General features: G+C 65.3%; 8 protein-coding genes and 1 tRNA gene. 3 read left to right on the top strand and 6 right to left on the bottom strand.

All coding sequences use genetic code 11. The features are described 5' to 3' along the window. The first annotated feature begins 98 nt into the window (after positions 1–98). Together sppA and VO57_007010 are read left to right on the top strand one after the other, a co-directional pair. Entirely contained in the window at positions 99–1,985 is a 1,887-nt protein-coding gene (gene sppA / locus VO57_007015; GenBank protein XBL71077.1) for a signal peptide peptidase SppA, read from the top strand. Positions 1,986–2,049: 64 nt separating this feature from the next. Next, positions 2,050–2,124, top strand: a tRNA-Val gene (locus VO57_007010). Between the two features lie 265 nt (positions 2,125–2,389). Here VO57_007010 and VO57_007005 read toward each other — a convergent pair. From VO57_007005 to VO57_006985, 5 genes are read right to left on the bottom strand one after another with little or no spacing between them, the layout of a single operon-like run. Then, a complete protein-coding gene (locus VO57_007005) occupies positions 2,390–3,325 on the bottom strand; it encodes an OmpA family protein (protein XBL71076.1) in 936 nt (311 codons plus the stop codon). A 52-nt stretch (positions 3,326–3,377) separates the two neighbouring features. Continuing rightward, positions 3,378–3,980 carry a hypothetical protein gene (locus tag VO57_007000; GenBank protein XBL71075.1) on the bottom strand — a complete coding sequence of 201 codons (603 nt, stop codon included), beginning with the start codon at positions 3,978–3,980 and terminating at the stop codon, positions 3,378–3,380. Positions 3,981–4,025: 45 nt separating this feature from the next. Continuing rightward, positions 4,026–5,387, bottom strand: coding sequence for an efflux transporter outer membrane subunit (locus VO57_006995; protein XBL71074.1), 1,362 nt, complete (start codon positions 5,385–5,387; stop codon positions 4,026–4,028). Continuing rightward, a complete protein-coding gene (locus VO57_006990; GenBank protein ID XBL71073.1) occupies positions 5,384–8,515 on the bottom strand; it encodes an efflux RND transporter permease subunit in 3,132 nt (1,043 codons plus the stop codon). Before VO57_006990 ends, VO57_006995 begins: the two co-directional genes overlap by 4 nt. Continuing rightward, a complete protein-coding gene (locus VO57_006985) occupies positions 8,505–9,596 on the bottom strand; it encodes an efflux RND transporter periplasmic adaptor subunit (protein ID XBL71072.1) in 1,092 nt (363 codons plus the stop codon). Before VO57_006985 ends, VO57_006990 begins: the two co-directional genes overlap by 11 nt. Positions 9,597–9,866: 270 nt before the next feature. On the opposite strand from VO57_006985, the gene VO57_006980 reads away from it, so the two are divergent. Next, the gene (locus tag VO57_006980; protein ID XBL71071.1) at positions 9,867–10,580 is read left to right on the top strand and encodes a response regulator transcription factor; all 714 of its coding nucleotides are present in this window, start codon (positions 9,867–9,869) and stop codon (positions 10,578–10,580) included. Between the two features lie 103 nt (positions 10,581–10,683). Here the strand turns inward: VO57_006980 and VO57_006975 are convergent, their stop codons facing one another. Then, positions 10,684–13,491 carry a TonB-dependent receptor gene (locus VO57_006975; protein ID XBL71070.1) on the bottom strand — a complete coding sequence of 936 codons (2,808 nt, stop codon included), beginning with the start codon at positions 13,489–13,491 and terminating at the stop codon, positions 10,684–10,686. Positions 13,492–13,548: the final 57 nt, after the last annotated feature.

Genomic DNA, 13,548 nt, shown 5'->3' with positions numbered 1-13,548 from the left:
TAGTCGAGGCATGTATGTCGCTCAAGCACATTCGGCTGGAGGTTCGTGTTAACGCCCCTTAGGTATGGGAAGCTAAAAGCTACGGGGCTCTCGATACCATGGAATTTGCGAAGAACGTCTGGAAACTGCTGGTTGGGATCAAGGACGGCCTCTCGCTGCTGTTCCTCCTGCTGTTCTTCGCGCTGCTGTTCGCAATCCTGACCGCGCGGCCCAACCCGGCGAGCGTCAAGGATGGCGCCCTGCTGCTCGACCTCGATGGCTTCATCGTCGAGGAAAAGTCACCGATCGACCCGTTCTCCGTACTCCTCTCCGGCGAAGCCCCGACCGGCGAGCACGACGTGCAGGATCTGGTCCATGCGCTGGACACCGCTGCAGAAGATGACCGGGTCAAGGCGGTCGTGCTCGACATGCGCACGTTCCTCGGCGCGGGCGCGGTGCACCTGCGCGAAATGGGCGCTGCGCTGGACCGGGTACGCGCGGCGGACAAGCCTGTGCTCGCCTATGGCATGGCCTATTCGGACGACGGCCTGCGCCTCGCCGCACATGCCAGCGAAGTCTGGCTCGATCCGCTGGGCGGCGCGATGATCGCCGGGCCGGGCGGCAAGCGCCTGTATTACGGCGACCTGCTCGACAAGCTCGGCGTCAATGCACGCGTGTTCAAGGTCGGCACCTACAAGTCGGCGGTCGAACCCTATCTGGGCAATTCCATGTCCGAACCCGCACGCGAGAATGCGCGCGAGCTGTATGGCGAGCTGTGGAGCGAATGGCAGGCGAGCGTGAAGAAGGCCCGCCCCAAGATCGACATCGAACGTGTCGCGCAGACCCCTGCCGAGTGGGTCGCATCGGCCAATGGCGACATTGCCAAGGCAGCCGTTGCCGCAGGCATGGTCGACAAGCTTGGCAGCTGGACCGCCTTCGGTGATCGCGTTGCGGAGATTGCGGGCAAGGACAAGAGCGACAGCAAGCCCGGCTCCTTCGCCCATACCGATCTTGCCACCTGGCTGGCGGACAAGCCATTCGACGATAGTGGCGATGCGATCGGCGTGGTGACCATCGCGGGCGAGATCGTCGATGGCGATGCCGGCCCCGGCACCGCGGGCGGCGACCGGATCGCCGACCTGCTCGACGATGCGCTGAACGACGATCTGAAGGGTTTGGTCGTGCGGGTCGATTCGCCGGGCGGCTCCGTGCTCGCCTCCGAAGCGATCCGCGAGGCGATCCTGCGGCACAAGGCCAAGGGCATCCCCGTCGCGGTCAGCATGGCCAATGTCGCGGCCAGCGGCGGCTACTGGGTTTCGACCCCGGCCGACCGCATCTTTGCCGAACCCGAAACGATCACCGGCTCGATCGGCATCTTCGCAGTGCTCCCCACCTTCGAGAAGCTGGCCAGCAAGGTCGGCGTGAGCGCGGATGGAGTCAGCACCACGCCGCTGTCGGGCCAGCCCGATTTCGTCGGCGGCTTCAATCCGGAGACCGAGCAGATCCTGCAGGCCTCGATCGAGAACGGTTATGACCGCTTCCTCGGTATCGTCGCCAAGTCGCGCGGCAAGACGCCCGCGCAGATCGATGCGATCGGCCAGGGCCGCGTGTGGGACGGCGGCACCGCCCGCCAGAACGGGCTGGTCGACCAGTTCGGCGATCTCGACGATGCGCTGGCATGGGTCGCGGGCAAGGCCGGGCTGGAAGACGACGCCTACCACGCGCGCTTCCTCGGCAGCGAATCCAGCGAATACCAGACACTGCTGCGTCAGCTGGTCGGCGGCGGCGATGCCAGGGCACGCGGCGGCGACCTGTTCGCGATGACCGCTCAGCGCGAAGCACAGACGCCGGCACGGATCGCGCAAGATTTGCAGAAGATCATCGCAACGCCGGGAATGCGCGCCTATTGCCTCGCCTGCCCGGAGCCTTCCAGCGCGGTCCGGAAGACGCCGGATGCGCGCAATGGCGACTGGCTGAATGTGCTTGTCCGTCTTTTCGGCGATTAAGCGCTTGCGCTGAAGCGACAGGATTGGCAAATGCGCCCCTCGGCATGGCCCCGAGGGGCCGTCCGGGCGCGTAGCTCAGTGGTAGAGCACACCCTTCACACGGGTGGGGTCGCAAGTTCAATCCTTGCCGCGCCCACCATCTTTTCGACGATTTACGCGGACCGCGAAGCTGGTCCGTGAAAAGGCCGGCAGGCCTCTCCGGCCAAGCCTTGACGATTTTCTGCGTTTTCGACGAAACCCGCTCAGCTTTCCGCCCTTTCCCGAAGCGCAATAGCGCCGTCATAGACTGCGCCAGTCGGTAGTTTGAGCGGTCTCTCCTCGTTCTCTGGCCCGGACTCAGTAACCAATTGGCCGACGCTCCGATTCGAACTAGCAGCGCTCGGGAAAGGCCTTGGTTTGCGCCTCTACTCGACGCGGACCTTGCACCACGCCCGGATTCGAACCGCTCGATTCAGAGCTTCTTCCGAGCCGAACATTTGCGTCTCACCTGCCCCACCGATAGCCCAGTCGTCGTCCGGATTTATGGCGAGCGATCGATGAACGTTCCTAGCGCGTCGGGCGGCAAGGGCATCGTTGATCTCTTCTCCCCCAACTATGCTGGAGTAACCGATCACGCTTGCGCGCCATAATTCGCATCGCTCCCGCATGGCGGCCACCTCACCGCGCACCCTTTCAATCTGATCCGGGTTCACCCGGTCTGACCCTCGATCGAACATTATTCGCCATTGGCCCTCAAGAAGGGAGCCCGTATCGATAACGGACATCGCGTTCGACGGCGGTCGCGGATTTGTCAGAAGACCTTCGATGGTTGCCAGTCTCTGCTCGACCGTGCGCTGCTGGGCGGCCAGCTTGCGCAAGGATTCGACTTCGCCCGCCCGGATTCGCTCATTCCGACCGACCGACCCATTCGATCGGTAGGCGGCGATCAGGCCGCTGATCTTTTCGTCTATCGACACGACTTGGGCATCGAAACTGTTCGCGGCCACATCCACCATGGCGAGGAACGCGTTATCGAACTCTTCTTGGGATGCTTCGAATACCGCCCACTCGCGACACACCTTGACGGTGTTCAGAAGGGACAGAAGGTACTGATCTTTCGCCGACGAGTTCTTGAATTCCGCGCTGCGTAGCTGGAAGCCGAAACCGGCTCCCCGTCCGCCAACCGAGAAATCCTGCGAACTGGCGATCGTCTCCTCCAGACGATCGCACTCCTTTAGGCGAAGCTTCCCTTCCTCCTGCTGGAGCTCTGGCAGAGCGGCCAATTTGGTCTCGTACAGCGAGGGCTTATCGCAAGCCGCGCAAGACAGGCAGGCGGCAATGAGCATGAAGAGCCGATACATTCTCGTCCTCCAACTGACAGATTGAGCGAGTCTGAGAAATTCGGTCGGGCCGCTACTCCCTGCCGCCGACATCGGAAATGTCGATATCTAGCGCAGGCTGCGTCTGCGTTGGTTGCGCTGCCAGAACGGCAGCATCCGCCGCTGCCTTCTGCACGCAGACCACCTGGTCGCGCGATACGCGCTGTTCGCGTCGTCCGGACGCGCGGCTCAACTGATCGCTCATGTGGCTCGTTATGGCTCGCCACATATAAAGCTGTCCGGTCCGCTCGCTTCTTCCGAGATACTGCACGAGCGCTCCCCGAACGCCTTGGAGGGAAACGAGCAGTTCCGGCTCTACCGCCCTCACGGACGCTCTTAGCATGCCCGCGCAGGCATCGATCCCGACAATGTTGGGAATGTCGACCGACGCGACGAGTTCGGTCAACATCACAGTATCGAAGTTATACTCGGGCAGCGCCGCGCTCACCTCGCTCGCGTTGAACGCCGCGCCTCTCTCCGCCGCCAAGATTTCGCTTCTGACGCGCTGTCGTTCGCTACGGTTCTCGATCTGCCAGACATTGGGATCGAACCAGTCCTGGATGAGGAATTCCAGCTCGATTCGCTTGTCCTCGAGATTCTGCAGTTTTACCGGATCGGCCGCCCACTTATCTCTCAAGTGGCAGAAGTAGCTGTCGATCGTGTCCAGATAGGGTCTCAGTGCCTAACGCAGCCCACCATCCGGCGCGCCAATCGCCGCGTGGAACGATATGAAGGACGTTGCCAGCGCAGCCTGACTGTCGATAAGCGATTGCCGGCTCGCGATCAGCTGGCGTTGGGCATCGAGCACGTCGAACAAGGTCGCCAGGCCTTCGCGGTAAAGCGCGTCCGACTGTTCCAGCGCAGCTTCGCTCTGCTCGATCGCTTCGCTGAGCGCATCGATCCGCTGGCCATTGGCGTCCAGCGCGACGAGCGCATTTTCGACCTCACCCAGCGCTTCGAGAAATGTCAGGCGGTATTCGCCGAAGCGCGCATCCGCCTCGGCCCGCGCAGCGTCCACCTCGGCACGCCTGCGGCCTCCGTCGAACAGCGGCAGATCGAGCGCGGCGCCGATGCTGGCGATGAATTCGTCGAGGATGCCGCCAATACTGCCGTCGCCCAGTGTCACGCTGGCTGGAATGGTCAGCGAGGGGCGCAGGTCCGCCTGCTCCGCCCCGACGATTGCCGAGGCGCGCAGCAGCGCTGCCTCGGCGGCGAGCACGTCGGCCCGCCGACGGAGCAGGTCCGCAGGCGTGCCCGCAGGCGGCCCGCCGGCATAATCGGGGATCGTCTGTTCGCCCGGCGCAGGCGGCGGGGTGAAGAGACCGGGCGACTGCCCCAGCAGGATCGCCAGACGGTTGGCGGCGCCCGCGCGCGCAATCTCGATCAGGCCGCGCCGCGCGCGCGTCTGTGCGAGGTCGGCGGCCGCGCGGCGCACATCGAGATTGGCGGCCAGCCCCGCCTCGAACCGCAGGGTCACGATCCTGAGCGTGCGCTCCTGCAACTCAGTCGATTGCGCCAGCAGCTCCAGCTGCGCGCCGGTGCGGCGATATTCGATATATTGCGCGGCGATGGCAGCGGCGACCAGCCTGCGCTGATCGGCGAGGATATACTCCGCCTGCGCATAGTCGGCGGCGGCGGCACGGATCTGTGCCGAGAGACGTCCGGAAATGTCCGGATCGAACGTGCCCAGCAGACCGATGCTGGCGGAATCGCTGTCGGAGGTCCCGATGCCGATCGCCGCATCCGCTGCACCGTCGAGGCGGGGCAGGCGATCCGCACGCTCCGCCTGCAGCAGCGCATCCGCCGCGCGCAGCCGGTCGCGCGCAATGGCAATGTCGAGATTGGCGGTGAGGCCCTGCTCGACCAGATCGTCGAGCACAGAATCCCCGAACCCCTGCCACCAGTTCTCCGCCACCCCGCTGGGCGGCAAATCTGCCGCATAGGCCTGCGGCGCGATGACCGGACGATCGACCGGATAGGGATCGAGCGAGGCGCAGGCCGACAGCGCCGTGGCCGCCGACAGGAGAGCAAGAGTGCGGATCATGCGGGCGCCACCGTCATATCCTCGTCCAGCGAATCGATCTCCTCGCGCAGCTTGTCGAGGTCGACGCTGCGCGGCTGGCCGAAGCGGGCGATGGCGAGATAGAGCACGGGGGTGAGGAACAGCGTGAAGATGCTGGCAATGCCAAGCCCGCCGAAGATCACCCAGCCGATCGACTGGCGTGCCTCGGCCCCCGCTCCGCTGGCGAGGATAAGCGGCAGCGCGCCGATCACGGTGGAGATCAGCGTCATGGTGATCGGTCGCAGGCGGATCGCGGCAGCTTCCTCCACCGCTTCCCGCACGCTGCGGCCCTGATGGCGCAGCTGGTCCGCAAATTCGACGATCAGCACCCCGTTCTTGGCCATCAGACCGATCAGCATCACCAGCCCGATCTGCGAATAGATGTTGAGCGACACGCCCGACAGGAACAGCGCGAACACCGCTGCGGCCAGTGCAAAGGGCACGGTGAGCAGCACCACCAGCGCGCTGGTGAGGCTTTCGAACTGCGCGACCAGCACCAGAAAGACGATGGCAAGGGCAAAACCATAGGTCAGCGCCAGCGCGTTGGAGCTTTCCTCAAGGCTTTCCGCATCGCCTTGCAGCAGTATGTCGATATCCTCGGCCACCGTCTCCTCGGCCAGTCGCTCGATCTCGTCGACCGCGTCGCGCAGGGGAGTGCCCGCCGCGATGTCGGCATCGACCTCGATCGCGCGGCGCTGTTCGGTCCGGTCGAGTTCGGCGGCAATCCCCTCTTCGACGATCGTGGTAAGCGCCGACAGCGGCACCAGAGTGTTGCCGCCCGTCGCACCGCCCGATCCGCGAACATAGAGATTGCGCAGGTCGTTGGGGTTGGTCACGCTGACCGCCTGCGCGGTAAGGAAGATCGGCACCGCCTGATCGCCTACGTTCAAATCGACCAGCTCCTCTCCGCCAACCATCGCGCGCAGCGTCTGCGACAGGTCGTTGAGATCCACGCCCAGGTCCGACGCGCGCTGGCGATCGATCCGGACCGAAAGCTGCGGTTGGGTCGGCTGATAGGAGATTTCGGCGTTCGAGAGGATGTCCGATTGGGTGTCGATCGCGGTCGCCAGCGCATCGGCGCTTGCGTAGATCCGGTCGTACTCGGGGCCGGTCAGCGCGACCTCCAGTCCTTCGCCCCCGCCGCCGAAGCTGAGCGTGCCGCGCCCGCGCGCATTGGTGCGCGATCCGGGAATTTCCGCCAGCGGGCCGTTCAGCTCCTGCACGATCTCGGTCTGGCTGCGGTCCCGCTCGCCCCAGTCGGCCAGCTGCGCGGTCACGCGCACGCGGTTGGGATCGTAGCGGCCGACAATGGAAAACGTACTCTCGATCTCGCCGCTGTCGAGATAAGGCTGGAGCACCTGCTCGATCTCGTCCAGCTCGCGATCCATGAAAGCGAGGCCGACGCCGTCGGGGCCGGTCGCGTCGACCGTGACGACCCCGCGATCCTCGTCCGGCACCAGTTCGTTGTCGAGCTGGGTGTAGAGGAACCCGGCGAGCCCCGCGATCAGCACCGAGCCGATGATCGTCGCACGCGGCGCGTCGAGCGCGCGCTTCAACAGGCGGTCATAGCGCCCGGTGACGGCGGTGCCGAAGCGCGACAGGCGGCTCTTGCCAGCTTCATCGCCGTCCGCTTCATCACTGGTCAGATCGGACTTCGCGGCGAGCGCGGGCACCAGCGACAGCGCGACGAAGCTGGACAGGATCACCGCGACCGCCAGCACGAAGCCGAATTCGCGGAACAGCCGCCCGGTCTCCGACGGAAGGAAACTGATCGGCACGAAGACCGAGACGAGCACGGCGGTGGTCGCAACGACGGCAAAGAACACCTGCCGCGTGCCGACCACCGCCGCCGCGCGCCTGCCCAGTCCCTTGTTCTGCAACCGCTGGCAGTTCTCCAGCACCACGATCGCGTCGTCGACGATCAGCCCCGTTGCCAGCACCAGCGCCAACAGGGTGAGCAGGTTGATCGAAAAGCCCATCAGCCAGATGCCCGCGATCACGCCGACCAGTGCGACGGGAATGGTCGTGCTGGGGACCATCGTGGGCCGCCACGCGCGGAAGAAGATCAGCATGGTCGCGACCACGACCAAAATGGTGAAGCCGAGTGTGATCAGCACCTCGCGCACCGAAATGCGGATGAACTCGGCATCGTCGGACACGATCTGGACCTCGACATCGTCGAACCGCCGGTTGACCCGCTCCACCGCCTGCCGGATCGAGTCCGAAATCTCGATCGTGTTGGAACTGGCCTGTCGCACCACACCCAGCCCGATGATCGGCCGCCCGTCGAGGCGCACGAAGTTGCTGGCATTGGCGGGCGCGAAACCGGCCTGCGCGACGTCGCCGATCCGCACATTGCCGCTGACGATTACGTTTTCGATCCGCTCGGGCTCGGTGGCGCTGGCATCGGCACGCACGACGAGGCTCTGCGCGTCGGACCGGAACGAGCCGACCGGCACATCGAACGGCGCATTCTCCAGCGCATCGGCGACATCGGTCAGCGTCAGGCCGAAGCGGTTGAGGCGCAGCGGATCGACCGCGACGCGCATCTGCCGCTCGCGCGCGCCGAATGGTTCGATGCTGGCCACGCCCTCGGCAGTCAGCAGTTCGGGAATGATGTCGTTGTCGACCAGACGGGTCAGTTCGGCCTGATCGTAAGCATCGCTCAGCACGGCGAGCGTCATGATCGGCTGCGCGTCCTGATCGGCCTTCACCACCGTCACCTGCTCGACCCGCTCGGGCAGGTCGCGCTGCGTCCGGCTGACGGCCTCACGCACGTCTGTTGCCGCAGTGTCGAGGTCGACGCCCGGGTTGAACTCGACCCGGATGCGCGAATTGTTCTCCTCGCTCGAAGAGCTGATCTGGCGCACGCCCGAAACGCGCGCGACCGCATCTTCCAGGATGCTGGTGACCTCCGCATCCATCGTTTCGGGCGCGGCGCCGGGCAGGCTGGCGGTGACCGAGACGATCGGCCGATCGACATTGGGCAGCTCGCGCACCTCCACGCCGATCAGCGCGGCGATCCCCGCGATCACGATCAGCAGGTTGAGCACACCGATCAGCAGCGGTCGCTTGACCGCCAGCATGGGCAGGTCGAACCTAGTCGTCATCGCCGCCGCGCGTCGGCGCCTGCTCGACGCGGACATCCTGTTCGAGCTGGCGCGCCTGGCGGACGAGGCGGATGTCTTGCCCGTCGCGTACCTTCTGCACGCCTTCCACGATCACCCGGTCGTTGCGGGCGATCCGCCCTTCGACGAACACCCGGCCATCGCGGCGCGAGGTGATGGTGACGGGCACGCGCACCGCCTTGCCCTCGCGCACGAGGAACAGGTGCGATCCCTCCCCGCCCCACACGATCGCCTCTTCGGGCACGGCGGCGCGCATCGTGCCGCTCTGGGTGAACTGGACGCGGAAGCTCATGCCGGGGCGCAGCTTGTCGTCGCGATTGGGGATGGCGGTGCGCACGATGAAATCGCGGCTGTCCTGCGAAACCCGGTTGTCGGTCGCGACCACCTCTGCCTCGATCGTGCGTCCGGGTTCGGAGAATGGCGTCACCTCCACCGTGTCGCCCGGGCTCAGGTTCGCGAAGACCTCTTCTGGCGCGGGAAAATCGACATAGAGCGTGCCGCGCTGGTCGATCTGGGTGATCGGGGTGGAGTCATTGACGCGGTCGCCCGCATCGATCTCGGTCAGTCCAACATGGCCGGCGAACGGCGCGCGGACCGTGCGATCGGCCAGTGCCGTCTGCGCCTGGCGCAATTGCACGCGCGCGGCGGCGAGCGCGGTTTCGCCCGCCTCGATCTGACTTTCGGAGATGGCGCCCGTGTCCTCGATCCGGCGATAGCGGCCCAGCAGCTGGCTCGCCTCGCGCACCGAGACCTGCGCCGCTTCGACATCCAGCCGTTCCGCCCGGTCGTCCAGCTGCAGCAGCGGCGCGCCTTGCCGCACGTAGTCGCCGGCGCTGAACAGCACGCGGGTGACGCGGCCCGCGGTCTCAGGAAAAAGCTCGGCAGAAGTTGCCGCGCGGGCCGTGCCGATGGCTTCCACCTGCGACATCTCGGGAACAAAGCGCACCTCCTGCGCGACGACCGGCACTTCCTCGGCCGTTCGCTCGTCCTGCGCACCGGCGCAGGCAGCGAGCAGCAGGCCGATGCTGACGAGCACGAATATTCGGAGATCAAGCCGGGGCATCGCCTTCCTGTCTATGGGAGTAGGTGTGTCGGCGAAAGGCTTTTCGGGTTCGCTGCCCTGCTTCCACCGCCGGACGCGGCACAGGGTGCGAAAGAGCCGATTCGAAACGGCTCGAATTGAACGTGGTTCTTTGCGCCCGGTGGGTAAGCCCGTTCCGGCACCCTTGCCGCGCTGCCCGCAAGCTTGCAGATGTGGCGGGTCGCGATCGCTCGCGTAGATCGATCGGCCCCTTTTCGCACGGGTTTGAAGTCGTCACGAACCGGTCACACGATGACGGCACGGCTGCGCGGCAAAGAGGTCGAACCAGCCATGCGCAAGGTCAATATCCTGCTGACCGGGGAACTGCCCGGCCCCAGCCCGCAGAGTGCGGCGGGGGAGATGTTCGATTTCCAGGGGATCGGCCCCGGCGGCCCGTCCGCGCTGGTCGACGGGCCAACCTGGATATTCGTCGACTGGATCATGCCCGAAATCTCCGGGCTGGAAATGGTCCGCCGCCTGCGCGCCGACGATCGGCTGGCCGATGCCCACATCACCATCGTGCTGGAGCAGGACGACGACGAGGATCGCCGCCGGGCGATCAAGGCGGGTGCCGATGATTACGTGGTCGGCCCGCTCGATCGCAACGGCGTGCTCGACCGCATCCTGACGCTGCAATCGCAGCATGGAATCCAGCGCTCACCGCCGCGCAAGCGGGTCGGCCTGCTGGAAGTCGTTCCCGCCGCGCAGCAGGCGCGGTGGGATGGCACGCCGCTGAAGCTCAGCCCGAACGAGTTCCGCCTGTTGCGCTTCCTCGTCGAACATCGCGACGAGGTGCTCTCCCGCCAGCGTATCATCGAAGGGCTCGGCAAGCTGGAGCCGCCGATCGACGAACGCACGGTCGATGTGTGGATCGGGCGGCTGCGGCGGGCATTCCGGGCAGCGGACGGGCCCGAGGCGATCCGGACGGTGCGCAAGCAGGGCTACGCGTTCGATCTGGAAGGCTGACGTCGGATCGTCGCAGGACCGCGAGCTTTCACTCCAGCACTCAAAAAGAAAAGGCCCGCGGGATCGCCGCGGGCCTTTTCGGTCTTGATGCGTGAAGGTCGGATCAGAACTCGGCGGACAGCGACAGCGCGAAGCTCTGGCCGACCTGATAGCTGTTCACATCGACCCGGCCGCTGTCATTGGCGACGTACTCGTAATTGTCCGTCCCCGTGAGGTTGCGCGCCTCGAACTTCAGTTCCAGCGGCACACCGCCCAGCTCGACACCCTGCCGGATCACGAGATCGAGCCTGGCGCCCGGCTTCTCGATCACGTCGGGCAGCCCGCCTGCGTTCTGGCCCAGACGGCTGGTCACGCGGTTGCTGGCGTAGGAGAACAGCAGCGTCACCTGGCTCAGCCGGTCGATATCCTCGAACCCGACCTGGATGTTGGCGAGATGATCGGACTGGCCGGTCAGCGGATCGCCATCGCGGAACAGCGAGGTCGCATCGCGCGGGCTCGCCCCTACACCGGTGATGAAGATGAAGGTCTGATCGCCCGGTTTCACCTGAATCTGGGACTGGGTGTAGGTGTAGTTCGCGATCAGCAGAGCGCGCTTGCTTTCGAAGAAGCCGCCCAGATCGTAGAGGTCGTAGTTCCACACCAGCTCGGCCTCGGCACCGTAAAGTTCTGCCTTGGGAGCATTGGCGAAACTGGTCGACTGCGAGTTGTCGGTGAACTGCGAGAACGCCTCGATCGGGTTGTCGATCGACTTGTAGAAGCCCGCCAGCGAGACGCGGCTGCCCTGCCCGAAATAGTATTCGCCGCGCACTTCCGCGTTGAACAGCGTGCTGTCCTGCAAGGCAGGGTTACCCACGAAGGAGCGCAGGCTTTCCGGATCGGTATATTCCTGCAGCAGCAGTTCGCGGAACTGGGGACGGGCGATCGTCTTCGACGCGCTCGCACGCAGCTGCAGCCCATTGTCGAACTCGTAGGTGATCGTGGCCGAAGGCAGCCAGTAGCTGTTCTCGATCGCGGTCACCGCGCCGAGGTTGGGCTGGTTGGTGAAGACCTGCGCCGGGGCGACGGTCTGCTTGCCATCCTCATAGCGCACGCCCGCATCGATGGTCAGCCCCTCGATCGGCGTCAGATTGCCCTTCAGATAGCCGGCCATCACCTTCAGCCGGGCGTCGAACGCAGGCGTATCCTCGGTCAGTTCGCGCAGATCGACCGGCGCGGACACTCCCGGCGCAGCGAAGCCGGGCACGTTCGATGCTTCGATGATCGCGGGTGCGATCAGCAGGTCCGGACGCAGCAGCGCGATGCCGTTGGGGAAGTTGCTCGGCGCGGTGAACTGGAACGCGCGGCGTTCCGAATAGCGCTGCGTGTCGGTGTAGGCGGCGCCGGCGGTCAGCGACAGCACATCGGGCATGACGGGCACGGTCAGATCGCCGCCGCCGTAATAGACTTTCTCGGTCAGGTCGGAGAACGCGACCGCCGCCTGGCCGCCGGGCAGGTTGTTGTCCAGCGGGTTGACGAAATAATCGCCGAACGGATCGTTCGGGTTGTTCGTCCGGACATAGTCGAAGCGATATTCGTACGGGCTCTCGCGATCGGTCTGGGCATAGCCGCCACGCAGGTCGAGCGAGATGTCGCTGCCGAGCTGGAATTCGCCGACCACCTGCGAATCGATCAGCTGGCGTTCGAACCAGCCGTTTTGCTGGATCAGCTTGTCGAACCCGTCATCGCCCGAACCGACGATGATCCGCCCCTGGCTGAGCGACGCCTGCTTGAGCACGTCGCGAATATACACGTTGGTCCAGCGGATCTTCTGATCGCCATATTCCAGCCCGAAGCCGAGCAGCCCGTTGAGCAGGATGCGGTTATCGGTCACGAAGCGGCGGAAGTCGTCGGCCGGGGTCACGGTTTCCTGGCGCACCGGCGTCTGGCTGAGGACGTTGCGGTTGCGCAGCGAGTTGCTCAGGTTGGCGGTCGCGATGATGCCCAGTTCCGCGTCGTCGCCGACGAAGAAGCTGGTTCCGCCGGTCAGGCCGCCCGACATGTTGGGGCGCAGCTTGTCGGCTTTCTGGAGCACAATCAGGTTGGGCACGGAGAGTGTGCTGGCAATCGTCTGACGATCCGCCAGAGGCAGCTCTTCAAGCTCGACCGTGCCATCGAGATAGGCCTGCAGCGCGGGCTGCGGATCGCGGCGACCGCCGTCGAAGCCGTACCAGTCCATATCGCTGCCGTAGTACAGCAACCCGTTCTCGAAGGTGGTTTCGGTGTCGCCACTGACCCCGAGGCTGACCTTGAGGAAGCTTTCGTCGGGGATCGCCTGCGTGGTCAGGTTGATCACGCCGCCACCGAATTCGCCGGGGAAGTTCGCAGAATAGGTCTTCTGGACCAGCGAGGAGGCGATGATGTCGGTCGGAAAGATGTCGAGCGGGACGACGCGGCTCAGCGGCTCGGGCGACGGCAGCGGAAGGCCGTTGAGCAGCGCGAGCGAATAGCGGTCGCCAAGGCCGCGCACGAAGACGCGGCCATTGCCGGTGTTGGAAAGGCCGGTCACGCGGCTCAGCGCGCCGGCGATATCCCCTTCACCAGTGCGCGCGATGTCTTCCGTGCTGAGCACCGAGACGACCTGGCTGGATCCGCGCGTGATGTCGCGCGGGCCGCGGCGGCCGGTCACGGTGATCACGTTGCCGCCGGGAACGGAGACGTCGATCTCGCCCTCGCCTTCCTGCGCGGCATCGTTTTCGTCTGGGTTGATGGGCTCCTCAGCGGGCGTCTCGACCGCGGGCTGGGCAGCCGCGTTGCCGGACTGGGCCGTACCCGTGCCTTGAGCGAATGCGACACCCGGGAAGGTGAGCGCGGTGGAGAGCAATAGCAGCCCTGCCAACTGCTTGCCGGTGGACATGGTATGAGACCCCCTCATGCTAAGGTCTTGAAAGACTGGTGCACCCGGGCCGCAATGGCCGGGGCGTCATCGGAA

The sequence above is a fragment of the Citromicrobium bathyomarinum genome (assembly GCA_001306305.2).
Classification (GTDB): domain Bacteria; phylum Pseudomonadota; class Alphaproteobacteria; order Sphingomonadales; family Sphingomonadaceae; genus Alteriqipengyuania; species Alteriqipengyuania bathyomarina.
This window is presented reverse-complemented; position numbering and strand designations above follow the sequence as displayed.

Coding starts and splice junctions, on each gene's coding strand:
- sppA (XBL71077.1), top strand. CDS start 99: ATGGAATTTGCGAAGAACGTCTGGAAACTGCTGGTTGGGATCAAGGAC.
- VO57_007005 (XBL71076.1), bottom strand. CDS start 3,325: ATGTATCGGCTCTTCATGCTCATTGCCGCCTGCCTGTCTTGCGCGGCT.
- VO57_006995 (XBL71074.1), bottom strand. CDS start 5,387: ATGATCCGCACTCTTGCTCTCCTGTCGGCGGCCACGGCGCTGTCGGCC.
- VO57_006990 (XBL71073.1), bottom strand. CDS start 8,515: ATGACGACTAGGTTCGACCTGCCCATGCTGGCGGTCAAGCGACCGCTG.
- VO57_006985 (XBL71072.1), bottom strand. CDS start 9,596: ATGCCCCGGCTTGATCTCCGAATATTCGTGCTCGTCAGCATCGGCCTG.
- VO57_006980 (XBL71071.1), top strand. CDS start 9,867: ATGACGGCACGGCTGCGCGGCAAAGAGGTCGAACCAGCCATGCGCAAG.
- VO57_006975 (XBL71070.1), bottom strand. CDS start 13,491: ATGAGGGGGTCTCATACCATGTCCACCGGCAAGCAGTTGGCAGGGCTG.